Origin of the sequence: Sphingomonas ginkgonis, assembly GCF_003970925.1 — a bacterium.
GTDB lineage: Bacteria > Pseudomonadota > Alphaproteobacteria > Sphingomonadales > Sphingomonadaceae > Sphingomicrobium > Sphingomicrobium ginkgonis.
In genome coordinates this window covers 2,721,573-2,746,118 of the sequence record NZ_RWJF01000001.1, presented here as the reverse complement: position 1 = coordinate 2,746,118, position 24,546 = coordinate 2,721,573, and the positions used below count along the sequence as shown (strand labels likewise).

Genomic DNA, 24,546 nt, shown 5'->3' with positions numbered 1-24,546 from the left:
GGCGCGCTCAGTGCGAGGGGGCCGCGACGGGGAACCAGTCGCGGATCGCCGCGGCGATCGTGTCGGGCGCATTCTCCTGGATGAAATGCTTCGCGCCGGCGAGCACCACGGTGCGGTGGGCGGGGAACAGCCGCTCGAACCGCTCGCGATCGGCCGCGCGGAATGCCCCGTCCGCCTCGCCCCAGGCGATCAGCGCGGGCCGGTCAGCGATCCGCCGGAGTCCGGCTTCGACCTCCGCCAGATAGGCGCGGGAAAGCCGGATCTGCCGCGCGAAGGTCCAGATCGGCAGGCGCGAGGCGGGTGACGGGAACGGGCCGTAATAGGCGGCCAGTTCCGGCCGGCTCAGGGTCCGGTTGGTGCCGGCGGGGATTAGCCAGCGCGCCATCAGGTTCTGGCGGGTGATCGACCAGCGGCCGAGCCGGCTCCCGAACAGGCGGGAGAAGGCGATCATCCCGCCGGTTGCGGGCCAGGCGAAGCTGTTGCCGATGAGCAGCGCGCGGGTCAGCTCCGGCCGGCGCCCGGCCAGCCCGAGCCCGATCGGCCCGCCCCAGTCCTGCACCATGATCGTCAACTGATCGAGCCCGAGCGCGTCGACCAGCCCCTCGACCACCGCCGAATGCTCGCGCGGGGTGAAGCCATAGTCCGGCGCCGCCTGGCTCAGCCCGAAGCCGGGATAATCGACCGCGATGCAGCGGAAGTCGGGGGCAAGCAGCCGGACGAGGTGGCGATAGAGGAAGGACCAGGTCGGGTTGCCGTGCAGCATCAGCAGCACCGGCCCGTCACCCTCGTCGATATAGTGGACCCGGTTGCCCGCGATGTCGCGGAACCGGCTCTTGAATGGGAACAGGCCGCGGTCGAGCCAGCCGGGAGAGTCGTCGTCCGCCACCTGCGTTCCTCGGGTTGAACCGCCCGCCTCAAACGGAAACGACGCGGCTCCCGATCGGCTCCGCCAGCACCCCGCCCAGCGAATTGGGCAGCGCCTCCGTCAGCGTGACCCGGATCATCTCGCCGATACCCGCCGCCGTTTCCACGAACACGCTCTGCAGCCAGGGCGACTTGCCGATCATCTGGCCCGGGCGGCGGCCCTTCTTCTCCACCAGCACGTCGACCGTCTTGCCGACGCACCCCTGGTTGAAGGCGCGCCCGTGGTGCTGGAGCCGCTCGTTCAGCCGCTGCAGCCGCTCGTCCATCACCTCGGCCGCGACCTGCCCGTCCATCCCTGCCGCCGGCGTCCCCGGGCGCGGGCTGTACTTAAACGAGAAGGCGGCGGCGTAGCCGACCGCGTCGACCACCTGCAGCGTGCGCTCGAAGTCGGCCTCGCTCTCGCCCGGAAACCCGACGATGAAGTCGCCGCTGATCGCGATGTCGGGCCGCGCCGCGCGGACCCGCGCGATCGTCGCGAGGTAGCTCTCGACCGTGTGGCTGCGGTTCATCGCCCGCAGGATCGAATCCGACCCCGACTGCACCGGCAGATGGAGATAGGGCATCAGCTTGCCGATCTCGCCATGCGCGGCGATCAGGCTTTCGCCCATGTTGACCGGGTGGCTGGTCGTGTAGCGGATCCGCTCCAGCTCGGCGAAGCTCGCGAGATGGCGGATCAGCCCGGCGAGGTCGCGCCCGTCGCTCTCCCAGGCGTTGACGTTCTGCCCGAGCAGGGTGAGCTCGCGCGCCCCGCCCGCCACCAGCTGCTCGGCCTCGGCGACCACGTCCGCGAACGGCCGGCTGATCTCCGCCCCGCGGGTGTAGGGCACGACGCAATAGGTGCAGAACTTGTCGCACCCCTCCTGCACCGACAGGAAGGCCGACACGCCGCCCCGCCGCCTTGCGGGGAGCGCGTCGAACTTGGTCGCCGCCGGCATGTCGGTGTCGACCCCGGCGCGTCCCTCGGCCGCCGCAGCGATCATCTCGGGCAGGCGGTGGTAGGCCTGCGGGCCGACCACCATGTCGATCATTGCGGACCGTCGCCGCGCCTCCTCGCCCTCGGCTTGCGCGACGCAGCCCGCGAGCGCGATCAGCGGCTTCGACCCGTCCTCCCGGCGCAGCCGGCCAACGTCCGAATAGGCCTTCTCCGCCGCCTTCTCGCGGATGTGGCAGGTGTTGAGCACGACGAGGTCGGCATCCGCCCCCTCGTCCGCGACGGTCATCCCGCGGTCGGCGAGCAGCTCGGCCATCCGCTCGCCGTCATAGACGTTCATCTGGCAGCCGAAGGATTTCACCCGGAAAGTCTGGGGCTTGTTCATGGCGCAGCCCTATAGGCCAGCGGGCGCCACTCCGGAAGGCGCCAGCGCCGCGGCGATCGCGTCGCGCGCCATCCCCGCCAGTGCCTTGCGGTCCTTGAGCGGGGGCAGGGGGTCGAGCAGCCGAACCGTCACCGGCACCGAGCCGCGCCGGCCGAGCACCCGCCTCGCATTGTCCTTCCCCGTCTCGTCGCCGTGCCAGCCGAACTCGGGCGCGGCCCCGTTATAGTCGACCGCGACCGGCCGCACCGTCACCCCGTCGGGCGGCGGCGCCACCGCGGACAGCAGCGCCGGCTTGAACGGCAACAGGGTCCCGCCGTCCCCGGTCGTCGCCTCGGGAAAGATCGCCAGCGCCTGTCCGCGCGCCAGCCCGGCGCGGATCGCCTGCGCCTGCGCCGGCATGCCCCGCCGGTCCGAGCGGTCGACATAGATGGTCGCGTTCTGGTCGGCGAGCCAGCGGAGCAGGGGGTGGCCCCGCACCTCCTGCTTGGAGACGAAGGCACAGCCGGTCGCCCCGGCGAGCAGCGGAATGTCGAGCCAGCTGGTATGATTGGCGACGATCAGCGTCCCGGGCGCCAGCGGCGCGCCCTCGACCGTCAGCCGCGCACCCATGATCCGGGTCGCCACACGAAGGAAGCGCCGCGGCCAGCGCGATCGTCCCGTCGCGCGCGTCAGCAGGTGCAGCGGGGCGGCCACCGCGAACCAGCCGACCAGCGCTGCCACCCGCAGCAGCGCGCGTCCGTTCATCCGCGGTCGCGCTCGCGCCCGGCGCTCACCGCGTAGAGTTCCATCCGGTGATCGACCAGCCGGTAGCCGAGCCGCTCCGCGATCCGGCGCTGGAGCTGCTCCAGCTCCTCGTCGTGGAATTCGATGACCTTGCCGCTCTCGACGTCGATCAGATGGTCGTGGTGGGTTTCGGTGGTCGGCTCGTAGCGCGAGCGGCCGTCGCCGAACTCGTGCCGCTCGAGCACCCCGGCCTCCTCGAACAGGCGGACGGTCCGATAGACGGTGGCGATGGAGATGTTGGGGTCGACCGCGGCCGCGCGCTCGTGGAGCGTCTCGACGTCGGGGTGGTCCTCGCTCTCGCCGAGTACCTTGGCGATCGTCCGGCGCTGTTCGGTGATGCGCAAGCCCTTCTCGGCACAGAGGGCTTCGACGTCGATGCGGTGCGGCATGGCCGGAAACTAGGAGCGGCGTCGCGCCGCGTCAAAGCCTCCCCGGAAATAAGGCCGGGGAGGCGATGAATGTTCAGCTGCGGGCGCGGGCGCCGGCCGACTTGCGGCGCTTGGTGCCGAGCCCGATCGACTTGGCCAGCGTGCGGCGCTGTTCGGCATAGTTGGGCGCGACCATCGGATAGTCGGCGGCAAGACCCCACTTGGTCCGATACTGTTCCGGGGTCATGTTGTAGTGGGTCATCAGATGCCGCTTGAGCATCTTCAGCTTCTTCCCGTCTTCGAGGCAGACGATGTAATCGGGCTTGACCGAGGTGCGGACCGGGACCTTGGGCTCCGGCTTGGCTTCCGGCGCGGCTTGGGTACCGCCGAGACCGGCGAGCGCACCGTGCACGTTCTGGATCAGCTGCGGCAGATCGTTGACCGAGACGCTGTTGTTGCTGACGTGGGCCGCGACGATGTCTGCGGTGAGGGTGATCAGGGTTTCCTGATTATTGTCGTTATCGTTCATGCTGTAGTCCATCCGAGCAAAAGCGGGCAGTGCCCCCCGCACCACCGTCATAGTTTACTTATGTGATTGGACCTGCAAAGACAAGTTAACGTAAGTCAATACGTCAAATAAGCAGAGCAAGGGTCAGGGCGTCATAGAATTGCCCGTCGCCGCCACGATAATAGCTGGCACGACGACCCACGATGGTGAAATCGAACTTCCGGTACAGTTGGATTGCTGCATTGCCATCCCTGACTTCGAGATGAAGTCGATGAACCTGTTCGTTTTTGGCACGCGCGATGAAATGTTCGAGCAGGCTGCTCGCGACGCCCTCGCGACGGGCCTCCTGCCGGACCCCGATCAGCAGCAGTTCCGCCTCGTCGCCGACTGTTCGGGACAGGCTGAAGCCGACCGCCTCGTCGCCGCTTCGGGCGACCACCAGCGACACGCCGCTCATCGGCAGGATCCCGGCGCACTGGCCGCGGGTCCAGGCCTCGCCGAACTCGGGCGCGAAGGCGCTGCGCATCACCAGCATGACCTCGTCGAGGTCCGCCGCGCCGGCGGGCGAAAGGGCGAGCGCGGGCGCGGGCTGCGGCCCGTTCATGCTGCCGCCTTCGGCCGCGCGTCGGGGGCCCGGGCGTAGACCGGCTGCGGCGCGAGCGTCCTGAGCGCCTCGGGCAGGCGGAGCGCGAAGCCGGCGTCGGGCAGGCTGTCGACGACTTCGCCCCAGCCGCGCGCGGCCTGCAGCGCGGCGGCGGCCGGGCCGACCAGCAGCGGCGCATCGATCATCGCCGCGGCGGCCTCGGCGGGCTGGTTGAGGAGCGGGCCGGCGGGAGCCAGCGGATCGCCGTCGAAGGCCTGTACGAAGAGCTCGCCATGGCCACCGCTCATCACCCCGGCGAGCGGCCCCTTGCCGGCGTGCGGCGCGGCGAGCAGGGCGAGGCTGGAAATGCCCGCGATCGCCGCGTCCCAGCCGATCGCCAGCCCGTGCGCCGCCGCGATCCCGACCCGCAACCCGGTGAAGCTGCCCGGCCCGCATCCGACCAGCACCCGCTTCGGTCGGGCCTCGCCGACCACCTCGGCGACCATCGGCACCAGCTGCTCGGCATGACCGCGCCCGATCACGAGGTGGCGCTCGGCGGACAATCGGCCATCGGGCTCGAACAGCGCGACGGTGCACGCCGCGGTGGAGGTGTCGAGGGCGAGGATCATCCGCCGTTCAGTGGACCCGGCCGGACGATCGGAGCAAGCATATTCTGCCGATTTCCGGCCGATCGCGCCCGATCGGGGATGCCCGCCCTGGGTCCGCCGGAGGTTCGACCTAGCGCCGCCGGCGGCGGCTTTTCCAATAGTTCAGCGCGGCATCCGCCTCGAGCGGACGGGCGAAGTGGAAGCCCTGGCCGCTCGCGCAGCCGAGCGCCGCCAGCGTGGTGGCGAGCTCGCGAGTCTCGATCCCTTCGGCGGTAGTCGACATGCCGAGCGCCTCGGCGAGGCTGAGCACGGCGCGGACGATCGCCACGCTGTCATGGTCGACCATCATGCCGGTGACGAAGCTGCGGTCGATCTTGAGCACGTCGATCGGCAGCCGCTGGAGATAGGCGAGGCTCGAGTAGCCGGTCCCGAAATCGTCCATCGCGACCGTGGTCTCGAGCGCCTTCAACGCATCGAATACGCGGGTCGCGCGGGCCGGGTCCTGGACGATGGAGCTTTCGGTCAACTCGAGCGTCAGCCGGTCGCCCGACAGCCCGCTCGAGCGAAGCGCGCTCGCCACCACCCCGGCGATGTCGTCGCGGGCGACCTGGATCGCCGACAGGTTGACGCCGACATAGAGCGGGAGCTTCTCGCCCGCCTTGGCGTCCCACCCGGCGAGGGTGGTCGCCGCCTTGTCCATCGCCCAGCGGCCAAGCGAGAGGATGAGGCCGCTCTCCTCGGCGACGGGGATGAACTCGCTCGGCGAAATCTCGCCGCGGTCCTCGTGGGTCCAGCGGGCGAGCGCCTCGTAGCCCGACACCTCGCCGGTTTTGAGGTTGATCAGCGGCTGGTAATAGAGCTGCAGCTGGTCGCGGTCGATCGCGCGGCGAAGCTCGGTCTCGATCGAGAAGCGGCGGCGCGCGGCGCTCGCCTCGCGTGGCTCGTAGACCTGCGGCTTGCCCGCCTGCTTGGCCTGCTTGACCGCGAACTGGGCGTTGCGGAACAGCTCCTCGGGGTCCTGCCCGTCGGTCATCAGCGCCATGCCGATCGCGCACTCGACCCGGATCTCCAGCTCGGACAGGCGGAACGGCGCGTTCATCACCGACTGGATCCGTTCGGCCGCCTTGAGGGCGTCGGAAATGCCGCGGCGGAGCGAGACGATGATCCCGAACTCGTTGCCCCCGGTGCGGGCCAGCCGGTCGCCGGCGCGCAGCGCGCTCATCAGCCGCCGGGCGAAGGTGATCAGCAGCTCGTCGCCGGCGAGGCTGCCCATGGATTCGTTGATCCGGCTGAAACGGAGCATGTCGACGACCAGCACCGCATGGTCGCCGCGCAAGGTCTTCGGCTCCTTGCCCGCCGCCTCGATCATCTCGGTGAAGCCGAGCCGATTGGGGAGGCCGGTCAGGCTGTCGCGCAGCATCTCGGCGCGCAGGGTCCGCTCGGCCTGCACCTCGACGGTGCGGTCAACGAGGCTGAGGAGGCAGCGCCGGGCCCCGTCGGCAGCGGCGGGGAGGGGGGCGAACTTGACCCGCCAGTGGCGGCTCGAGACGTCGTCGCCGTCGACCAGCTCGAGCTCGTCCACCCGCGAGCCGTCGGCGGGCGCCACTCCGGCGAACCAGTCGGCGATCCGCTGCGACAGCGGGCCGTGCTCGAAGGTAGCCGAGCCCGACAGAGTCTCGGCGTCGCGATAGGCCTGGTTGGCGGCGATCAGGCCGAGCCCCTCGCCGACCACCGCGGCGGGAATCGGAAGCGCCTGCAGCAGGGCACGGTCCGCCGCCGTCTCCAGCGGGAACGCACAATCGTCAGCCGACTCCGGCTCACGAGCTACAGGGGACGCCGATCGCATCACCCCGGCCTATGCCGTTCAAGGCGTTAAGAGCGGGTTGAGATCGGCGTTAACCCAGGTTGCGTCAGCCGCCGAAACGGTTGGACCTCGGAAAACCCAGCGGCGCCAGCCGGCCCGCCGCGCCGCGCGCCGCGCGCCACGGGGTGAGGTCGGCCTCGGTCCGGGTCCGCCGGGTCTCGCCGCCCATCGACCAGCTGAGCCCGTCGGCGGCGCGGATCGCCGCGGCATCGGCCAGCCCGCCGTCGCGGTAGCGCTGCAGCGTCACCCCCTGGCCGCGGCCCATCTCGGGCAGCTCGGTCAGCGGGAACAGCAGCATTTTGCGGTTCTCGCCGATCACCACCACGCTGTCCGCCTCGGCCGGGACCGGCCGCACCAGCGCCAGCTTCGCGCCCGCCTTGAGGTTCACCACCTGCTTGCCCTTGCGCGTCTCGGCCTGCACCGCGTCGGCGTTGGTGACGAAGCCGCGCCCGTCGCTCGACGCGACCAGCATCCGCATCCCGCCCCTGAGCGGCAGGAGGTCGACGATCTCCACCTCGCCGGGCAGGTCGATCGACAGCCGCACCGGCTCGCCGAAGCCGCGCCCGCCCGGCAGCTTGTCCCCGGCCAGCGTGTAGCCGCGCCCGTCCGCCGCCATCAGCAGCAGCTTGTCGGTGGTCTGGGCGTGAAAGATCCGGAACAGCCCGTCGCCCTCGCGGAACTTGAGCGTCTCCGCGTCATCCAGCGCGACATGGCCCTTCATCGCCCGGATCCACCCGCGCTGCGAGAGGATGACGGTGATCGGCTCCTTCTCGATCATCGCCGTCCAGTCGATCTCCTTCGGCCCCGCGGCCGCCTCCGCCACCAGCGTGCGCCGCTCGTCCCCGAACTGCTCCTTGAGCGCGGCGAGGTCGCGCTTGAGCCGGGTCCGCTGCCGCGCCGGGCTCTCGATGAGCTTCGCCAGCTCCTCGCGCTCCTTGGCCAGCGCGGCGCGCTCCTTGCCGATCTCCATCTCCTCCAGCCGCCGCAAGGACCGCAGCCGCATGTTGAGGATCGCCTCGGCCTGCCGGTCGGTCAGCTGGAACTCGGCGATCATCACCGCCTTGGGCTCGTCCTCGGTGCGGATGATCTCGATCACCCGGTCGAGGTTGAGGAACGCCACCAGGAACCCGTCGAGCAGCTCCAGCCGGTCGTCGATCTTCCCGATCCGAACGGTCGAGCGCCGCACCAGCACCTCGATCTGGAACGCCAGCCACGCGGTCAGCGCCTGACGGAGGCTCATCACCCCCGGAGTCCGGTTGGCGTCGAGCACGTTGAGGTTGAGCGGAAAGCGGATCTCGAGGTCGGTCAGCTTGTACAGGCTCTCGAGCAGCAGGTCGGGATCGACGGTCCGCGCCCGCGGCTCCAGCACCACCCGCACCTGCTCGTCGCTCTCGTCGCGGACGTCGGCGAGGATCGGCAGCTTCCGGTCCCCGATCAGCGCGGCGATCTGCTCGATCAGCTTGGACTTGGGCACCCCATAGGGCATCTCGCTGACCAGCAGGTGCCACCCGCCGCCCTTCTCCTTCTCGACGCTGATCCGCGCCCTGAGGCGAAAGCTGCCGCGCCCGGTCGCATAGGCGTGGGCGATGCTCTCCGCGCTGTCGACCAGCACGCCCCCGGTCGGGAAGTCGGGGCCGGACACGAAGTCCATCAGCGCCCGCTCCTCGGCGTGGGGATTGTCGATGAGGTGCGCCGCGGCCTCGACCAGCTCGCCGACATTGTGCGGCGGGATCGAGGTCGCCATCCCCACCGCGATCCCGCTCGCCCCGTTGGCGAGCAGGTTGGGGAACAGCCCGGGGAAGACCTCCGGCTCCTCTTCCTCGCCGTTGTAGGTGGGGCGGAACTCGACCGTCCCCTCGTCGAGCCCGGCCATCAGCCGCGTCGCGACCGCGGTCAGCCGCGCCTCGGTGTAGCGGTAGGCGGCGGCGTTATCCCCGTCGATGTTGCCGAAATTGCCCTGGCCGTCGACCAGCGGGTAGCGCAGCGCGAACCCCTGCGCCAGGCGCACCATCGCGTCGTAGACCGAGGCGTCGCCGTGCGGGTGGTACTTGCCGATCACGTCGCCGACCACGCGCGCGCTCTTCTTGTACGCCCCGGCCGGGTCGAGCCGAAGCAGCCGCATCGCCCACAGCAGCCGCCGGTGCACCGGCTTCAACCCGTCGCGCACGTCGGGGAGCGAGCGGGCGGTGATCGTCGAGAGGGCGTAGACGAGGTAGCGCTCGCTCAGGGCAGAGTCGAACGGCGTATCGATGATGCTGCTGTCGTCGGGCGTGGCCATGAGAACGTCTTAGCAACGGGGCGGACGGCGCGTCGAGGGTGGGGATTGTGCTTTGAGGCGACGTTCGTGGCGGAGTGGGCTTCAAGGCTCCGGCGGCGCGTCAGGGTAGCGAGAAAGTCGGCGGAGAGGTGTCGATAATGGAGGTGTAGTTTTGCGTGGATACGAAGGTTGGCTCGGGGCTGAGGGTGCATCGAGGGGCGAGCGGCCTTACCCGCGCCAGACGAAAGTGTTGCCAATTTGTTCCATGGCGACCCAAAAAGAGCGGCGCGATCCTTCGATCGATATGCGCCATTGACGAAGTCGATTTTTGCGACCACAAACGCGGTCATGAAAATCGACCCTGCTTACCCCGCTCGCCGTACTGAACAGACTTTGCGCAGTGACTTCGATGATGTCGAGGAGCGTGTGAAGTCCCTTGCGCTGACCGTCTCGGGCCTACGGCGAGTACGAGATGTAGCAATGGCGGAACGCGCAAACGTGACGCTGCTGCACGCCGCGAACGCTGCCGGGGCTTTTGCCTATCAGTATGGCGTTTGGGCGCTGAGGGAAGAGTTCATTGGGGAAGATTGGACTCTTGAGCGCCCCGGTGGTGTTGAAGCAATCGTCAATCTTAGTCTCAATGTGCGCATTGCGTTCGCGAACGTGGACCGTTGCTGTGACCAGTTCCACTCCCCTGTACCAATCTCTGGCAAAGGATCTGGAGCAGAACGTCTTTGTCACGCCAATCTATTCGAGAACCTGCCAGTTTTTACGCGTGAGGAGAGCGGCCTTGGTATCCGGCTATTCTACTTGATGGTCGACCCGGCTGGTCGTGCTGAGCTCTCTCGCCCAACCATTCAAGGTGGGACTTTCGGACCTTGTGTCGAGCGTAATTTTGTCAGTTTCGGAAGCGAAGATGATGATCCCGCCCCAGCTCGACCAGAGGATCTTCCCGTAGAGTTTAAGCCAACAGTGACCCGCAGAGCGGGCTAGCCTGATGTTTAACCCCAAGCGACTTGCGCTGGCGCGTATGCGGCGGCGGTTGACTGCTCGTGCTCTAGCGGAAGCTACTGGTTTGACTCCAGATACGCTGTCGCGGCTGGAAAAGGGCCATCGTAGTCCAGACGCAATGACTGTCGAGCGTTTATCGACTGCACTCAACTATCCATTAGCTTTCTTTTATGCAGACGATCCAGCGGACATTGACCATCGCGGCGTCAGCTTCCGCAGTTTTTCTAAGATGAGCGCCAAAGAAAAAGACGCGGCGCTCGCGGCTGGCGCTCTCGGATTGCAATTGGCAGCTTGGGCTGAAACACAGTTCGATTTGCCGGACCCTGACCTTCCCGACCTGTCAAGCGAGACCGAACCATTTCGTGCGGCAGTAGCTTTGCGGCAGTATTGGGGCATCGGTGAACGGCCAGTAGGAAACATGGTCGCTCTTCTTGAGAGCAAGGGTGTCCGGGTGCTCGCATTAAGCGAAGACACTGCTAATGTTAATGCTTTCTCGTTCTGGAGAGATGCAAAGCCATACGTGTTTCTAAATAATTTTAAGACGCCGGAGAGCAGCATCTTCGACGCAGCACATGAGTTGGGGCATTTGGTTCTGCACTGCAAAGGTGATTTACAGGGAGAGCGACTGCTCGAACGTGAAGCGGATGGGTTTGCGGGGGCTTTCCTCATGCCTGAGGCTGATGTTCGAGCAACAGTTAGTCGGCCTGTTACAAGTTCAGTCGTACTGCAGTCAAAGAAACGTTGGCGTGTTTCTGCCTTTGCCCTTCTGCATAGATTATACAAACTGAATTTAGTTCCGACTGAGCATCAATATCGCTCTCTTTGTATCGATCTTAGTCGACGTGGTTATCGATCAAGTGAACCGATTGGAGTGGAGAGGGAGGTCTCTACGATTTGGCGAGAAATCTTCGCAACTCTGTGGTCAGAGAAAGTTACAAAGGCTTCGGTGGCGGAGGAGTTGCGAATACCACTAGATGAACTCGAAGGATTAATCGCGAACATGACTGTTCCAGTACCTCGGCCGAATAAGAGATCGCTCACGGCAGTTTGAGAGGTCACGTTCACGAGGAACCCCGCCCCTCCCTCATCCGCTCTCCCTCCACCCACAGGAGACCTCCCATGACCCAGCGCGACCCGCATCCCGACAACGAGTTCATCGACTCCCTCGCCGAGGACGGCGCGCCGTCGCAGTCGAGTTCGAGCGGCGGGCGGATCGCCACCGACGTCGGCAGCCGCGACGAGCTGAAGAGCGCGACCGGCGCGGACGACGAGCCGACCCAGGTCCACAAGGGCGACCGGCCCGACGGCGGCGCCTCGGCCCACCCGCGCGACGGGACCGCCCTCGGCGGCTCTCAGGAGGACTGACGCGCGCCACGGGGCCGGCCGGTCCGCGCCGGCTCGCCCCGGACCCGCTCCCCGCGCCGGAACGCGGCCGGGAGCACCCTCAGGCCGTCAGCGCGACCCCGCCGCTGCCCACGCTCCCCTGCGCCACGAAACGAGCCGGGCGGAAGCCCCGCTCACCCCCGCGCCGGCGCCACCGGGGCGTCGGCCATCGCCTGACCGACGATCGCCTCGAACGGCTCGCCCTCGGGAAAGCCGGCCGCGACCCACTGGCGCTCGATCGCGCGCAGCGTCGCCGCGACCACCGGGCCGGGGGCGAGGCCGCGCCTGATCAGCTCGCCGCCGCCGATCGGCAGGCGCGGGACCGTCCAGCCGGCCAGCGCGCGGACGTCGCCGGGGCGGTCGGCGAGCAGCAGCCGGTCGGCCGCGCCCTCGCTCCCCAGCGCATAGGCGAGCGCGCGCGGGTTGGCGCCGAGCGCGGGGTCGGCGGCGGCGGCGATCCGCGCCCGCGCCTTGTTGCTGATCTTGAGCCGCGCCGCGACCCGCTCGGCCAGCGCCGGATCGGGCGGGAGCAGCGCGGCGAGCCGGCGCAGCCCGTCGGGCGCGGTTCCGGCCGCCGCCTCCGCCGCCACCAGCCGCTCGAGCCGGGGCAGGGCGGCGGACTCGATCTCGGGCAGGACGGGCCTCAGGATCCCCGCCTCCAGCATCACCGCGACGGTCGCGGCGGGGGCGGGAAGGGCGAGCAGCTTGAGCAGCTCGTCGGCGATCCGCTCGCGCGACAGCGCCATCAGGTCGTTGGCCCGCGCGGTGCAGGCGGCGAGCGCCGCCGGGTCGGGCGCGCCGCGGCCGAAGCGGGCGTGGAAGCGGAAGAAGCGCAAGATCCGCAGATGGTCCTCGGCGATGCGCTGGAGCGGCTCGCCGATGAAGCGGACATGCGCGGCGGCGAGGTCGTCGAGGCCGCCGAAATAGTCGATCGGCGCGGCGCCGTCGGCCGGGTCCCAGTAGAGCGCGTTGATGGTGAAGTCGCGCCGCTCGGCGTCGGCCTTCCAGTCGTCGGTGAAGGCGACGGTGGCGCGCCGCCCGTCGGTCGTGACGTCGCTGCGCAGCGTGGTGATCTCGGCGACCTGGCCGCGGCTGATCGCGGTGACGGTGCCGTGCGCGATCCCGGTCGGGACCGTCCTGATGTCGGCCGCGCCGAGCCGCCGCATCACCTCGTAGGGCGAGAGGCTGGTGGCGAGGTCGAGGTCCTGGACGGGGAGGCCTAGCAGCGTGTCGCGAACCGCGCCGCCGACAAAGCGGGCGGTGCCTTGGCCGAGCGCGGCGAGCAGCTCGGGCAGGCCGGGGCGGCGGGCGAGGGTGGCGAGGTCGGTCATCGCCACCCCATCCGCCGCGACAGGTTGACGATCAAGGCCGCGGTGACGCCCCAGATCCGCCGGCCTTCCCACTCGATGACGTGGTAGCGGCGGAGCTTGCCGCGGAACATCGCCTCCTCCTCGCGCTGGTTGGCGGGGTCGAGGACGAAGGCGAGCGGGGGCTCGAACCAGTCGGCGACCTCCCCCTCGTGCGGGACGAGCGGCAGGTCGGCGGGGACGAGCCCGAGCACCGGGGTGATGTGGAAGCCGGTGCCGGTGCGGAACGGGTCGGCGGTGCCCCACACCTCGACCGCCGAGGCGGGCAGCGCGATCTCCTCCTCGGCCTCGCGCAGCGCGGCGGCGGTCGCGTCGGCGTCCCACCGGTCGACCTTGCCGCCTGGGAAGGCGACCTGGCCGGGGTGCGCGCGGAGGTCGGCGCGGCGGGTGGTGAGGAGGACTCCGGGCTCGGGCCGGTCGGTCACCGCGACCAGCACCGCGGCGTCGCGAAACTCGCCGGGCAGGAGGTCGGCCTCCATCGCCAGCAGGTCGGCGGGCGGGGGGAGCACGAGCGAGGCGCGGAGGCGCTCGGCGACGCTCATTCGCCGGTGCTTCCGGCGGCGACCAGCGGGAAGAAGGCGCCGTCGCTCCACACCCCGGGCGGGTCGGCGCCCTCGCCCAGCGCGATCTCGGCCAGCTCGTAGTAGACGGGGCGGGCGACCGCCGCCTCGAGCCCGCGGCCGCAGTCGACCAGCGGGACCTCGCCGGCCATCCGCAGCGGGTGGTCCGGCCCGGCGATCACCGCGTCGCCGCGGTTGAGCTGGAAGGCGAGGCGGCGCGCCGCGCCCTCGCCCTCGCTCGTCATGGCGGTGGCGAGCAGGGGGGCGAGCTCGACCGCGACGCTCAGCTTCTCGGCCGGGGTGACGAGGACGTGGCTGCCGTCGGGCTCGCGCCGCAGCACGGTCGAGAAGAGCCGGACCATCGCGCCGCGCTCGATCTCGCGCTCTTCGTGCCACCAGCGGCCGTCGCGGTCGATGCGGATGCCGCTGTCGCCGCAGTGGCCGGGGTTCCAGCGCTCGACAGGGGGGAGCGAGCGGTCCTCGAGCAGCGCGGCGATGTCGGCGAGGCTCTTGCCGCTGATGTCGATGGGCGCGCGCTTTTCGGGCATGGGATGCATCTAAGGGCGCGCTTCGCGGATTGCGAGTGACGGACCGTGGCGACGAGTGAGGGTGAGGACAGAGGATGGACATCGGGACCGCGATCGTGACCGGGGCCGCGCGGCGGGTCGGGCGGGTGCTGGCGGACGGGCTGCTGGCGGACGGCTGGGTGGTGGTGGCGCACCGTCACCGCGACGAGGACGAGGTGCCGCCCAACGCGGTGGCGGTGACCGCCGACCTCGCCGAGCCGGACTGCGGGGAGCGGATCGTGGCGGCGGCGCGGGCGGGCGGGCTGCCGCCGCTCCGGCTGCTGGTCAACAACGCCGCCCGCTTCGCCCCGGACGATCTCGCGAATTTTTCATTTAGGGAATTTGCAGCCCACATGAAAACCAACGTCCAAGCGCCGGTGCTGCTGTCGCAGGCCTTTGCCAGAGAGGCGTTCGGAGGCGACCGGCTGATCGTTAACATCCTCGATGCCAAGCTCGCTTCGCCCAACCCGGACTTCCTCAGCTACACCTTGTCCAAATACGCCGGGGCGGGGCTCACCGAGCTGCTGGCGCGGCAGCTGGCGGGCTCGGGGATCCGGGTCAATGCAATCGCGCCGGCGCTGATGCTACAGTCGGCCGGGCAAAGCGCCGAGAATTTCGCCGTCGCACACCGGCACAACCCGCTGAAGCGTGGCGTAGAGCCGACAGACGTCCTAACGGCACTCCGTTACCTGCTGGACTCCCCCGTCCTCACCGGCCAGACGCTTCAGCTCGATTCCGGGCAGCGCTTCATGGCGCCGCCGCGCGACGTGCAGCATCTGGAGTTCCATTGAGCGAAATCATCGAATTCACGCCGCGACTCGACGGCCTAGTGCCGGCGACATTGCGGGTGAAGCAGGCCTGCATTCACCTCGATTCGCTCGAAGTCATGGCCGACATCGGTTTTCACCAGTTCGAGATCGGAACACCCCAGCGGCTGCTGGTCAGTGTCGAAGTCTGGCTGGAGGCGCTGGACGCGCCGGCCGATGATGCGGCCGTGAACGCGTGGGACTATGATGTGCTGCGGACGGACATCCTCGCGCTCGCCGCACGGGAGCGCTGGAATCTTCAGGAAACGCTGGCAAACAAGATATTTGCGTTGGTTGCGGCACGCGCCGGGGTAAGCGCAATTCGTGTCTCGACCACCAAGCCGGACATCTATCCGGACGCGCGCGGCGTTGGCGTGGTGATCGCCAGTTTCACCGGCGAGGCGCCGTGAACGTTACCAGCGACCATGACGGCGGAACAAAATTCGTTGCGCCGCCATTGTGCGCCAGATAGAGAGGCCCCCTGCTTACGATGATATGTTGAAACATCGTAAGCGCCCACTCAAGGTTTCCGGCGTCGCCCCCGCCGCCGGCTTCCTGCCCAGACCGGCACTCTCGGGCGCCGGGCTTGGCAATCGAGGAGAGAATTGGCTTAAATGAGCTACGCCAATCGCAGGCAAATGAGCTCGAATCGGACGGTGGCAATCGTCATCGTTGCGCTGATCCATGTCGTCATCGGGTACGCGCTTGTTTCGGGTCTCGCCTACAACGTGTTCAAGAAGGCCGCGACGGACCTGAAGACGTTCGACGTCCAGGACGAGCCGCCGCCTCCGCCCGAGGAACCGCCGCCCCCGCAGAAGACGGAGACTCCGCCGCCGCCGCAGGTGGCCGCTCCGCCGCCGCTGGTGCGGACCAACACGCCGCCGCCGCCGGTGAGCGTGACCCCGACCATCCCGCCTCCCGCGCCACCGGTGCTGATCGAGCGTCCGGCCCCGCCGGCTCCGCCCGCCCCGCCGCCGGCACCGCCGCCGCCTGTCAAGCAGCAGGCCGCGCGAGCCAAGGCCAACCTCGCGTCGTACATCTCGGACTCTGACTATCCGGACGACGCGGTGCGCGCCGAGGAGCAGGGGACAACCCGCTTCACGCTGCAGATCGGCTCCAATGGCCGGGTGACCGGCTGCTCGGTGACCGGTACCAGCGGGTCCCGCTCGCTCGACAACACGACCTGCCGGATCATGCAGAGCCGCGCGCGGTTCACCCCGGCAGTCGACAGCAACGGACAGCCCACCGGCGACTCTTACTCCGGGTCGATCCGATGGGTCCTTCCGGCCCAATAAGACTGACCTAGAACGACTTCTTTTCAGGAAAGTAGCAACCTATGGCTTCTCCCGTTCTTGCTCTGATGGCCGCCGCGGCAACCGCCCCGGCCGCCGCCGACGCCAACCCCTACGGCCTGTTCCAGGCGCTCAAGGAAGGCGGCGTCATCAGCTGGACCGTGTTCACGATCCTGGTGATCATGAGCGTCGGCACCTTCTACATCCTCTTCACCAAGCTGTTCGAGCAGCAGAAGATCATCAGCCAGGGCCGCAAGGTCCGCTCGAGCTTCTGGAACTCGCCGAACCTCAAGGACGCCTCGACCAAGCTCGACCAGCGCAGCGCCTACCGCGCGATCGTCGACGACGCCCTCGTCGCCCAGGACCAGCACAGCAAGCTGACCGATCCGATCGACCAGCATGACTGGATGGCCAACTCGCTTGCCCGTTCGCAGGGTGGCATCGCGGCCCGTCTCGGCGAAGGCCTCGCCTTCCTCGCGACCGTTGGTTCGACCGCGCCGTTCATCGGTCTGTTCGGTACCGTTATCGGCATCTACCGCGCGCTGATCAAGATCGGTGCGTCGGGTCAGGCTTCGATCAGCACCGTCGCCGGTCCGGTCGGTGAGGCGCTCATCATGACTGCGCTCGGTCTGGTCGTCGCGGTTCCGGCGGTGCTCGCCTACAACTGGCTGATCCGTCGCAACAAGTCGATCGTCGAGGATCTCGCGGCCTTCACCAACGACGTTCATGGCTACATGATGTCGGACGGTCGCGTGAAGCCGGCGATGCTCGCTCCGGCGGCCGCTTCGTCGACTGTTTCGCGCACCGCCCAGACCCGCGCTCCTGGCGCTCCGACCCCGGCCGGCACCGAGCCGCTGCGGACCGGCGCAACCCAGACCGGCCAGCAGGCGCAGCCGACCGACCGTCGCTAAGACTATGGATTTCCGGGCCGGCCGTTCGGGCCGGTCCGGAGCCATCCTGTCCCTGACGAGAACGAGAGAGCCAATTCCATGGCAATGAGCGTAGGCAAGGAAGGCGGCGACGACGTCCCGATGTCCGACATCAACACCACGCCCCTCGTGGACGTGATGCTGGTGTTGCTCATCATCTTCCTGATCGCGGTTCCGGTGGTCGTCGAGACTGTTCCGCTGGCACTGCCCAAGGTCGTTTACGAAGCCACCGTGACCAAGCCCGAGAACGTCAACCTGTCGGTGAAGGGCGGTCCAGGCGGTCAGTGCGAGGTTTACTGGCAGCTGACGAAGGTCGACAGCGACGAACTGCTGAAGCGGGCAACCGACAAGCTGGAAGCGCTGGTCAAGGCCGTTGGCGGCCCTGAGAACGTCAACGAGGAAAATATGCCGGAAGCGCATATCCGCGGTGACGTGAATACCCCGTACCGCTGCATCGGCGGCACCATCTTCACCATGCAGCGTGCCGGTTTTGCCCGCGTCGGCTTCATTTCCGAGCCGCCCCCGGGTTATGCCGTGACCCGGCTGTAACGAAAGGAACGCCTCGCCATGGCGATGCAGACCACGAGCTCGAACAGTGAAGGCGAGCCGATGATGGAGATCAACACGACGCCGTTGATCGACGTCATGCTGGTTCTTCTCATCATGCTCATCATCACCATCCCGCCGCAGACCCACGCGGTGAAGCTGGATCTTCCGCAGAACCAGCAGAACAACACCCCGCCGCCGATCGATCCGGTGAAGAACAAGCTGGTCATCACCACGCAGGGCGCGATCCTGTGGAACGGGGCGACCGTCAACCAGCAGCAGCTGCGCCAGTATCTGGATATCACGCAGCAGATGAACCCGGTCCCGGAGCTGCACCTGCAGCCCGAGCCCGAGGCCCGCTACGAGCTGGTCGACGAAGTGCTTGCGATCACCAAGCAAGCGCACGTCGAGAAGATGGGCTTCGTGGGGAACGAAGCCTACATGAAGTTCTGATCGCCCTACGGAGGCGGTAAGAGAGAAGGGCGGTCCGGCAACGGGCCGCCCTTTCTCGTTGGGGCTGTCCGGGTGACCTGCCCGTCCCTGTTGGGGCAAGCCTGGTTCTAAGACAACCGGCATCGGTGACCACTTAGGCGTTGACCCCGTTCAAGCTTAAGCGAGGAGGCCAAGCCGGCCTTTCGAAGTGGCTTCAATAACTGTTTGATCGGTTCGAGCCAGGCTTTGGACCATCTTTGCTGTTAGTAAACCGACCTTCAACCTGCCGGATCTTGCCGCGCCCTTGCGGTGTTGTACGAGGCCGCTTCGAGGTAATCGAAGGCACAGACTGGAAGGACTTGCTATCGCACCACTCACGTGATGTTATTACATCGTATTCTTGAGGAGGTGAGTCATGGTCCATTCCGCTCTTGCCGCTACCGTATCCCGTCCGGCTGCAGCGCCGAACGCGGACGCTTCAGGGGCGGCGCTCATGGAAATCAACACCACGCCTCTGATCGACGTCATGCTGGTACTGCTCATCATGCTGATCATCACCATGCCGCCACCCAGCCAGGCTGTGCGGGTCGACCTGCCGGTCGGAACCGCGCTGCCGCATTATGCGACGGTCAACCGCATCGGAGTGACCAACGGCGGCACCTTCGTCTGGAACGGCAAGCCGGCGAGCGAGCGAGAGATGGAGGCAACGCTGGCGGCGGTGGCGGCCGACCCGGCGCTGCCCGAGCTGCAGCTCCAGCCGGCGGCAAGGGCTCGCTACGAGAGGGTCGACCGGCTGCTTGCGATGGTCCGGCGCGCCGGCGTGACCCGCATGGGGTTCGTCGGCAACGAGGCCTACGCTCGCTTCTAGCGGTCGTCTTCCTCATCGTCGGAGCGATCGCGCCCGCGGCCAAGCTCCCACGCCTGACGGCCGTGGACTCGCTGGCTGATCGCCCGTCCCCCGGCGTCGGTCGCCGGGCGGAAGCGGAAGCGATCTTGGGCGAGGCGGCAGGTCTGGTCGTCGAGGATCCGGTAGCCGCTGGAGCGAACCACCTGGCAGGCGGTCACCCGACCGGTCGGCAGGATGGTGAAGTCGAAGTAGACGGTGCCCTGGGCGTTCGCGCGGACCGCCTCGACTGGGAAGTCGGAGCGGGCGTTGATCCAGCCGCTGACCATCTCGGCGTCCTCGCCGACGCCGCCGCCGCCGCCGCCCGGGCCGTTGCCGCTCAGCCCGCTGCCGGTGCCATTCCCAAGACCGCCCGCCCCGGTGCCTGGCCCATCGACCGGGGCGGCGCCGGACTTGGCGGCGGTACCCTGGCCGGCGACCGGCGCTGCGGCGATCGGGGTTGGAACGGGGAGCACCGGTTTGGGCGCAACGACCTCGGTCGGGGTGTTCTTCTTGGCCGGTGGGGCTGCGGCTCCCTCGGCATCCTTCGGCCGCTCGGCGCGGCTCTGCTTGACCTTGGGCGGCGGCGGCGGTTTGGGGACAAGCAAGGGCGGGGGAGGCGCCTCCGGCAGGACGTCGAACACCTTGAGCGGGTTCTCGACATAGTTGCTGACCCGGAACCCGAGGCCCTGGATCAGCGCCCAGCCGAGCGCGGCATGAACGGCGATCACCGCCGCGGCCGACCCGATCTTCTCCTCCCGCGACTTCTCCAACTGGCGTTTCATTACGGCCCAAACGTCCGATCGGCCGCTTGCGTTGCGGCCGGCTTGGACGCGGTCAGGCGGCGAGATCGTCGAACTGGAGGCGGGCGAGCCGCGCGTAGAGGCCGCCGGCCCGGCTCAGCGCGGCGTGATTTCCCTCCTCGACGATCCGTCCTTCGTCCATAACGATGATCCGGTCGGCCGAGCGGACGGTCGCGAGGCGGTGGGCGATGACCATCGTCGTCCGCGCACCCATTAGTCGTTCGAGCGCGTCTTGGACCAGCCGCTCGCTCTCCGCATCGAGCGCGGAGGTGGCCTCGTCGAGCAGCAGCAAGGGCGCATCGCGGAGGAGCGCACGGGCTATTGCGATCCGCTGGCGCTGGCCGCCCGAGAGCCGCGCGCCGCCCTCGCCCATGAAGGTGTCGAGCCCTTCGGGCAGTTGGCGAAGGAAGGTCTCCGCATTGGCATCCCGGGCGGCCGCCCATAATTCGTCGTCGGTGGCGTTCCAGCGGCCGTAGCGAAGATTGTCGCGGGCCGAGGCGGCGAAGATCACCGTTTCCTGCGGAACGATGGCGATGCGCCGGCGGACGTCGGATGGATCGGCGTCGCGCAGGTCCACGCCGTCGATCCGGACGCTTCCCTGCTGGGGGTCGTAGAACCGCTCGGCAAGCTGGAACAGGGTGGTCTTGCCCGCGCCGGACGGACCGACCACCGCCAGCCGCTCGTTGGGACGGACGGTGAGAGTGAATCCGTTCAGCGCCGAGACGTCCTGCCGCGTCGGGTAGCGGAAGCCGACGTCGACATATTCGAGCAGGCCCTGCGGCGGCTGGGGCATGGCGTTCGGCTCGGCGGGGGCGCGGATGCTTGGCTCGGCGACCAGCAGTTCGTGCAGCCGTTCGCTCGCCCCGGCTGCGCGAAGCAGGTCGCCGTAGACCTCGCTGAGCGCCCCGAAGGCGCCCGCGAGCAGCCCGCCGTACAGCACGAAGGCGGCAATGGTGCCGCCGGTCATTCGCCCGGCCGCGACGTCGATCGCGCCCTGCCAGATGACGAGCGTGATGGCGGTGAAGAGGAGGAAGATCACCAGCGCGGTCATCACCGAACGGATCCGGATCCGCCGCCGCGCGGTATTGAAGACGGTTTCGGTGGCGGCGGTGAAGCGGTCGCTCTCGCGGTCCTGCTGGTTGAAGGCCTGGACGATCTTCATCGCCCCGAGCACCTCGCTGGTGACGGTGCCGACATCGGCGATCCGCGCCTGGCTGGCGGTCGAGATGCGCCGTACCGCGCGGCCGAGAAAGACGAGGGGGAGGATGACCAGCGGAATTCCCAGCAGCATCATGCCCGCGAGCTTGGGCGCGAGAACGACGAGGATGACGGTGCAGGCGATCCCCATCAGCACGTTGCGCAGCGCAACCGAGACGGTGGTGCCGACCACCTGCTCGATGATCGTGGTGTCGACGGTGATCCGGCTGGTGATCTCGGCCGGCCGGTTCTCCTCGAAGAAGCCGGGCGGCATGCGCAGCAGGTTGCGGTGCACCGCCAGCCGAAGGTCGGCGACGACCCGCTCGCCAATCCAGCTGACGAAGTAGAAGCGGGTCGCCGTGGCGAGCGCCAGGATGCTGACCAGCAGCAGCAGATATTCGAACCAGCGCGCGATGTGCGCGTCGGCGCCGCCATGGGCGAAGCCCTTGTCGATGATCAGCTTAAAGGCGTAGGGCACGCCCGACGTCGCCCCGGCCGCGACGATCAGCGCCAGCGCCGCCGCGGCGAGATGCCCCGGATAGTGGCTGGCGAAGCGCCAGATCATCGTCAAGCTGGCGAGACTCTTGCCCTTCTCGCGCTCATCCTGGGGTGGTTTCGCCATGACCGCGGATTAGCAGCCTAGAAGAGGGACAACAATCTTGTGCGCCGCACCCGAACCAATCGGCGGATTGCCTTGCAAGCGGACCTTTTGCGCTGCACAAGCATTGGTCCGGGGAAGGGACATTCATGCTCTACGATGCCTATGAGATGCAGCGCTCGCTGCTCGCGGGCGCTTCTCATTTGGCCAATCTGTCAGCCGGCTGGCTGTCGAACCCGGCCAATCCGTTCAGCTACGGGCACATGGGCCCGATCGCTGCGGCCAGTCTGGAAGTGTTCGCCCATGCTGCCGCGCCGCGCGGCAAGCCCGAGTTCCACCTGACCGAGACGGTGGTCGGCGGCAAGACGCTGCCGGTGCGCGAGGAGATCGTGCTCCGCAAGCCGTTCGGCCAGCTCAAGCATTTCGTCCGCGAGGGCGCGCCGGCGAACCAGCCCAAGCTGCTGATCGTCGCGCCCATGTCGGGCCATTACGCGACGCTGCTGCGCGGCACGGTCGAGCGGATGCTGCCGGGTCACGACGTCTACATCACCGACTGGCGCGACGCGAAGCTCGTCCCGCTGTCGGAGGGCGGCTTCGACCTCGACGACTATATCGACTATCTGGTCGAGTTCCTCGAGACGATCGGGCAGGGCGGCGAGCGGCCGCACATGCTGGCGGTGTGCCAGCCCTCGGTTCCGGCCTATGCGGCAACCGCGATCATGGGCGCGGACAAGCACCCCAACCGGCCCGCGACCCTGACCATGATGGGCGGCCCGATCGACACCCGCGAGGCGCCGACCGCGGTCAACACGCTGGCCACCCAGCGCCCGCACGCCTGGTTCCAGCGCAACGTCATCGCGACTGTCCCGATGACCTACCCGGGCGTCGGGCGGAAGGTCTATCCGGGCTTCCTCCAGCTCGCCGGCTTCATGACGATGAACCTCGGCAGCCACCTCATCAGCCACTGGGAGATGTTCAAGCATCTCGTGGTCGGCGACGACGAGAGCGCCGACGCGACTCGGAAGTTCTACGACGAATATCGATCGGTCTGCGACATGACCGCCGAATTCTACCTGCAGACGATCGATGCGGTGTTCCAGAACCACCTGCTGCCCCGCGGGCTGCTGACCCATCGCGGCCGCAAGGTCGACCCGGCGGCGATCCGCGACACGGCACTGCTGGCGATCGAGGGTGAGCGCGACGACATCAGCGGGCTCGGCCAGACCAAGGCCGCGCTCGACATCGCGACCAGGCTCCCGGCGAGCAAGAAGCTCTACTATATGGCGGACGGGGTCGGCCACTACGGCATCTTCAACGGCCGTCGCTGGCGCGAGATGATCGCGCCGGTCGTCGAACAGTTCATCGCCGCGAACGGCTAAGCCCTTGAAACCGCAGGCGAGCGGGCCATCTTGCTGACAGTGTTCAACAACTGAAAGGAGGTGGTCTGATGTCTCATTGTCCCCAGTCGGTGAGCGTCGCCTCCGCCGAGGTGCATGCCTAAGCGTCAGCCGCTCATCGGCTAGACAATGTTTGAGGCCGTCCGGGTTCGCCCGGGCGGCCTTTTCATCGCCCGGAGCGGTTCCCGGCGGGCTTGTCGCCGCCGACCGTCAGCAACGCCGCGCCGCCGGCCAGGACCCCGGTCGCGGCGCAGGCGAACAGGGCGTGGTGGAAGCCGCCGAGCAGCGCCCCGCTCTTGAGCGCGAGCACCCCGCCGAGCAGGGCGGTGGCGATCAGCCCGCCGAGCCGCGCCACCGCGCTGTTAAGACCGGACGCGGTGCCGGTGTGCTTCGCGTCGACCGGGGCCAGCACCGTCGACGTGAGCGGCGCGACCGCCAGCGCCATGCCGAGCGCCATGACGGTGATCGCCGGAAAGATCTCGCTCCAGTATCGGGCCTCGGTCCCGATCCGGAGCCCGAGCAGCATTCCTGCGGCGACCACCAACGGGCCGATGCTGAGCGGCAGCCTGGGGCCGATCCGTTCGGCAAGGCCACCCATCAGCGGCGAGCCGGTGGCGATCACGATCGGCAGCGGGAGCATCGCCAGCCCGGCCTCGACCGGCGAATAGCCGAGCGCCGAGATGAGCAGGTAAGGGACCAGCAGCATGACCGCGCCGAACGCGCCGTAGAGCAGGAAGGTCATGCCGTTGAGACCGGCGAAGGCGCGGTCGCCGAACATGGCCAGCGGCATCATCGCCTTCTCGCCGCGCCGCCGCTCGATCAGCAGGAAGGCGGCAAGCAGGGCAAGGCCGCCGAGGCCGAACAGCAGCGACTGGGTGTCGATGCGGGTCGTCGCGGACCAGCGGGTCAGCGCATAGGTAACCCCGCCGAGCCCGAGCGTGGCGCTGAGCGCGCCGCCATAGTCGGTCCGGCCGCCGGCTTCGTCGCGGCCTTCGGTGACGAAGCGCAGCGCCAGGACGATCGCGCCCAAGGCGAGCGGCAGGTTGATGTAGAAGATGCTCGGCCAGCCGACATGGTCGACCAGCCAGCCGCCGATCAGCGGGGCGACCGCCGCAGCGGCAGCGCCGGCCGCGGCCCAGATGCCGATCGCCCGGCCGCGTCGCTCGCCCTCGAACGCCGTATTGAGCAGCGCGAGGCTGTTGGGAAGCAGCAGCGCGGCGCCGGCTCCCTGCGCGAGGCGGCCGGCGAGCAGCCATTCGACGCCCGGCGCGAGCGCACAGAGCAGCGAGGCAGCGGCGAACAGCGCGGTGCCCGCCACCAGCAGCCGGCGCCGGCCGAAATGGTCGCCGAGCGCTCCGCCGAGGAGCAGCAGCGCGGAGAGCGGCAGGAGATAGGCGTTGACGACCCATTGCAGCTGCTCGGCGTTAGAGCCGTAGCTGGACCGGATCGCGGGCAGCGCGACGTTCAGCACCGAGCCTTCGACAAAGCTCAGCGAGGAGGCGAGGACCGAGGTCGCCAGGGTCCAGCGCGGGTCGGCGCGCGATTGTTCCTGCCCGCGCGCCATC

General features: G+C 68.4%; 26 protein-coding genes. 11 read left to right on the top strand and 15 right to left on the bottom strand.

Annotation, left to right across the window (positions count from 1 at the left end; translation table 11 throughout):
- Positions 1–7: 7 nt before the first annotated feature.
- The 9 genes from HMF7854_RS13240 to parC all read right to left on the bottom strand — a co-directional run bounded on the left by HMF7854_RS13240 (position 8) and on the right by parC (position 9,232).
- On the bottom strand, positions 8–886 hold the full coding sequence (locus HMF7854_RS13240) for an alpha/beta fold hydrolase (protein ID WP_126719631.1): 879 nt from the start codon (positions 884–886) through the stop codon (positions 8–10).
- 28 nt (positions 887–914) lie between these two features.
- A complete protein-coding gene (gene miaB / locus HMF7854_RS13235) occupies positions 915–2,240 on the bottom strand; it encodes a tRNA (N6-isopentenyl adenosine(37)-C2)-methylthiotransferase MiaB (protein ID WP_126719630.1) in 1,326 nt (441 codons plus the stop codon).
- 9 nt (positions 2,241–2,249) lie between these two features.
- Positions 2,250–2,984 carry a lysophospholipid acyltransferase family protein gene (locus HMF7854_RS13230; RefSeq protein WP_126719629.1) on the bottom strand — a complete coding sequence of 245 codons (735 nt, stop codon included), beginning with the start codon at positions 2,982–2,984 and terminating at the stop codon, positions 2,250–2,252.
- A complete protein-coding gene (locus HMF7854_RS13225) occupies positions 2,981–3,412 on the bottom strand; it encodes a Fur family transcriptional regulator (protein WP_126719628.1) in 432 nt (143 codons plus the stop codon). Before HMF7854_RS13225 ends, HMF7854_RS13230 begins: the two co-directional genes overlap by 4 nt.
- 73 nt (positions 3,413–3,485) lie before the next feature.
- The gene (locus tag HMF7854_RS13220; protein ID WP_126719627.1) at positions 3,486–3,920 is read right to left on the bottom strand and encodes a Ros/MucR family transcriptional regulator; all 435 of its coding nucleotides are present in this window, start codon (positions 3,918–3,920) and stop codon (positions 3,486–3,488) included.
- Positions 3,921–4,023: 103 nt separating this feature from the next.
- Positions 4,024–4,503, bottom strand: coding sequence for a ribosomal protein S18-alanine N-acetyltransferase (gene rimI, locus HMF7854_RS13215; RefSeq protein WP_126719626.1), 480 nt, complete (start codon positions 4,501–4,503; stop codon positions 4,024–4,026).
- Positions 4,500–5,111 carry a tRNA (adenosine(37)-N6)-threonylcarbamoyltransferase complex dimerization subunit type 1 TsaB gene (gene tsaB, locus HMF7854_RS13210; RefSeq protein WP_126719625.1) on the bottom strand — a complete coding sequence of 204 codons (612 nt, stop codon included), beginning with the start codon at positions 5,109–5,111 and terminating at the stop codon, positions 4,500–4,502. Before tsaB ends, rimI begins: the two co-directional genes overlap by 4 nt.
- 109 nt (positions 5,112–5,220) lie before the next feature.
- Positions 5,221–6,936 carry a putative bifunctional diguanylate cyclase/phosphodiesterase gene (locus HMF7854_RS13205; protein WP_126719624.1) on the bottom strand — a complete coding sequence of 572 codons (1,716 nt, stop codon included), beginning with the start codon at positions 6,934–6,936 and terminating at the stop codon, positions 5,221–5,223.
- Positions 6,937–7,000: 64 nt separating this feature from the next.
- Positions 7,001–9,232 (bottom strand): DNA topoisomerase IV subunit A, encoded by a 2,232-nt coding sequence (gene parC, locus HMF7854_RS13200; protein WP_126719623.1) that lies wholly within the window; start codon positions 9,230–9,232, stop codon positions 7,001–7,003.
- Between the two features lie 327 nt (positions 9,233–9,559).
- Between parC and HMF7854_RS13195 the strand changes: the two genes are divergently transcribed.
- The 3 genes from HMF7854_RS13195 (at position 9,560) to HMF7854_RS13185 (ending at position 11,587) form a co-directional block, all read left to right on the top strand.
- A complete protein-coding gene (locus tag HMF7854_RS13195) occupies positions 9,560–10,204 on the top strand; it encodes a hypothetical protein (RefSeq protein WP_126719622.1) in 645 nt (214 codons plus the stop codon).
- Positions 10,205–10,208: 4 nt separating this feature from the next.
- Positions 10,209–11,273: a helix-turn-helix domain-containing protein gene (locus HMF7854_RS13190; protein WP_126719621.1), complete on the top strand. Its 1,065-nt coding sequence runs from the start codon at positions 10,209–10,211 to the stop codon at positions 11,271–11,273.
- Between the two features lie 68 nt (positions 11,274–11,341).
- Positions 11,342–11,587, top strand: coding sequence for a hypothetical protein (locus HMF7854_RS13185; protein WP_126719620.1), 246 nt, complete (start codon positions 11,342–11,344; stop codon positions 11,585–11,587).
- 152 nt (positions 11,588–11,739) lie between these two features.
- Here HMF7854_RS13185 and HMF7854_RS13180 read toward each other — a convergent pair whose 3' ends face one another.
- Genes HMF7854_RS13180 through HMF7854_RS13170 form a run of 3 tightly spaced genes read right to left on the bottom strand, consistent with a single transcriptional unit; the run spans position 11,740 to position 14,080 of the window.
- On the bottom strand, positions 11,740–12,936 hold the full coding sequence (locus tag HMF7854_RS13180; RefSeq protein WP_126719619.1) for a CCA tRNA nucleotidyltransferase: 1,197 nt from the start codon (positions 12,934–12,936) through the stop codon (positions 11,740–11,742).
- The gene (locus HMF7854_RS13175) at positions 12,933–13,514 is read right to left on the bottom strand and encodes a CoA pyrophosphatase (RefSeq protein WP_126719618.1); all 582 of its coding nucleotides are present in this window, start codon (positions 13,512–13,514) and stop codon (positions 12,933–12,935) included. The genes HMF7854_RS13180 and HMF7854_RS13175 overlap by 4 nt, the downstream gene beginning before the upstream one ends.
- Positions 13,511–14,080: a DUF1285 domain-containing protein gene (locus HMF7854_RS13170; RefSeq protein WP_126719617.1), complete on the bottom strand. Its 570-nt coding sequence runs from the start codon at positions 14,078–14,080 to the stop codon at positions 13,511–13,513. The genes HMF7854_RS13175 and HMF7854_RS13170 overlap by 4 nt, the downstream gene beginning before the upstream one ends.
- 74 nt (positions 14,081–14,154) lie before the next feature.
- On the opposite strand from HMF7854_RS13170, the gene HMF7854_RS13165 reads away from it, so the two are divergent.
- The 7 genes from HMF7854_RS13165 to HMF7854_RS13135 all read left to right on the top strand — a co-directional run bounded on the left by HMF7854_RS13165 (position 14,155) and on the right by HMF7854_RS13135 (position 18,971).
- Positions 14,155–14,889 (top strand): SDR family oxidoreductase, encoded by a 735-nt coding sequence (locus HMF7854_RS13165; protein ID WP_126719616.1) that lies wholly within the window; start codon positions 14,155–14,157, stop codon positions 14,887–14,889.
- Complete coding sequence (locus HMF7854_RS13160) at positions 14,886–15,314, top strand: dihydroneopterin aldolase (protein ID WP_239016984.1); 429 nt, start codon at positions 14,886–14,888, stop codon at positions 15,312–15,314. Before HMF7854_RS13165 ends, HMF7854_RS13160 begins: the two co-directional genes overlap by 4 nt.
- A gap of 228 nt (positions 15,315–15,542) precedes the next feature.
- On the top strand, positions 15,543–16,199 hold the full coding sequence (locus tag HMF7854_RS13155; RefSeq protein ID WP_239016983.1) for an energy transducer TonB: 657 nt from the start codon (positions 15,543–15,545) through the stop codon (positions 16,197–16,199).
- 65 nt (positions 16,200–16,264) lie between these two features.
- Positions 16,265–17,107: a MotA/TolQ/ExbB proton channel family protein gene (locus HMF7854_RS13150; protein WP_126719614.1), complete on the top strand. Its 843-nt coding sequence runs from the start codon at positions 16,265–16,267 to the stop codon at positions 17,105–17,107.
- Positions 17,108–17,185: 78 nt separating this feature from the next.
- Positions 17,186–17,674 carry an ExbD/TolR family protein gene (locus tag HMF7854_RS13145; protein ID WP_126719613.1) on the top strand — a complete coding sequence of 163 codons (489 nt, stop codon included), beginning with the start codon at positions 17,186–17,188 and terminating at the stop codon, positions 17,672–17,674.
- A gap of 24 nt (positions 17,675–17,698) precedes the next feature.
- Positions 17,699–18,124, top strand: a complete 426-nt coding sequence (locus HMF7854_RS13140) for an ExbD/TolR family protein (RefSeq protein WP_126720228.1) — start codon at positions 17,699–17,701, stop codon at positions 18,122–18,124.
- Positions 18,125–18,596: 472 nt separating this feature from the next.
- Entirely contained in the window at positions 18,597–18,971 is a 375-nt protein-coding gene (locus HMF7854_RS13135; protein WP_126719612.1) for an ExbD/TolR family protein, read from the top strand.
- Here the strand turns inward: HMF7854_RS13135 and HMF7854_RS13130 are convergent.
- Positions 18,968–19,771 carry an energy transducer TonB gene (locus HMF7854_RS13130; RefSeq protein ID WP_126719611.1) on the bottom strand — a complete coding sequence of 268 codons (804 nt, stop codon included), beginning with the start codon at positions 19,769–19,771 and terminating at the stop codon, positions 18,968–18,970. The genes HMF7854_RS13135 and HMF7854_RS13130 overlap by 4 nt on opposite strands.
- Before the next feature lie 52 nt (positions 19,772–19,823).
- A complete protein-coding gene (locus HMF7854_RS13125; protein WP_126719610.1) occupies positions 19,824–21,608 on the bottom strand; it encodes an ABC transporter transmembrane domain-containing protein in 1,785 nt (594 codons plus the stop codon).
- Positions 21,609–21,733: 125 nt separating this feature from the next.
- Between HMF7854_RS13125 and HMF7854_RS13120 the strand changes: the two genes are divergently transcribed.
- Complete coding sequence (locus HMF7854_RS13120; RefSeq protein ID WP_126719609.1) at positions 21,734–22,963, top strand: polyhydroxyalkanoate depolymerase; 1,230 nt, start codon at positions 21,734–21,736, stop codon at positions 22,961–22,963.
- A gap of 184 nt (positions 22,964–23,147) precedes the next feature.
- Here HMF7854_RS13120 and HMF7854_RS13115 read toward each other — a convergent pair whose 3' ends face one another.
- Positions 23,148–24,545, bottom strand: coding sequence for an MFS transporter (locus tag HMF7854_RS13115; RefSeq protein WP_126719608.1), 1,398 nt, complete (start codon positions 24,543–24,545; stop codon positions 23,148–23,150).
- Position 24,546: the final 1 nt, after the last annotated feature.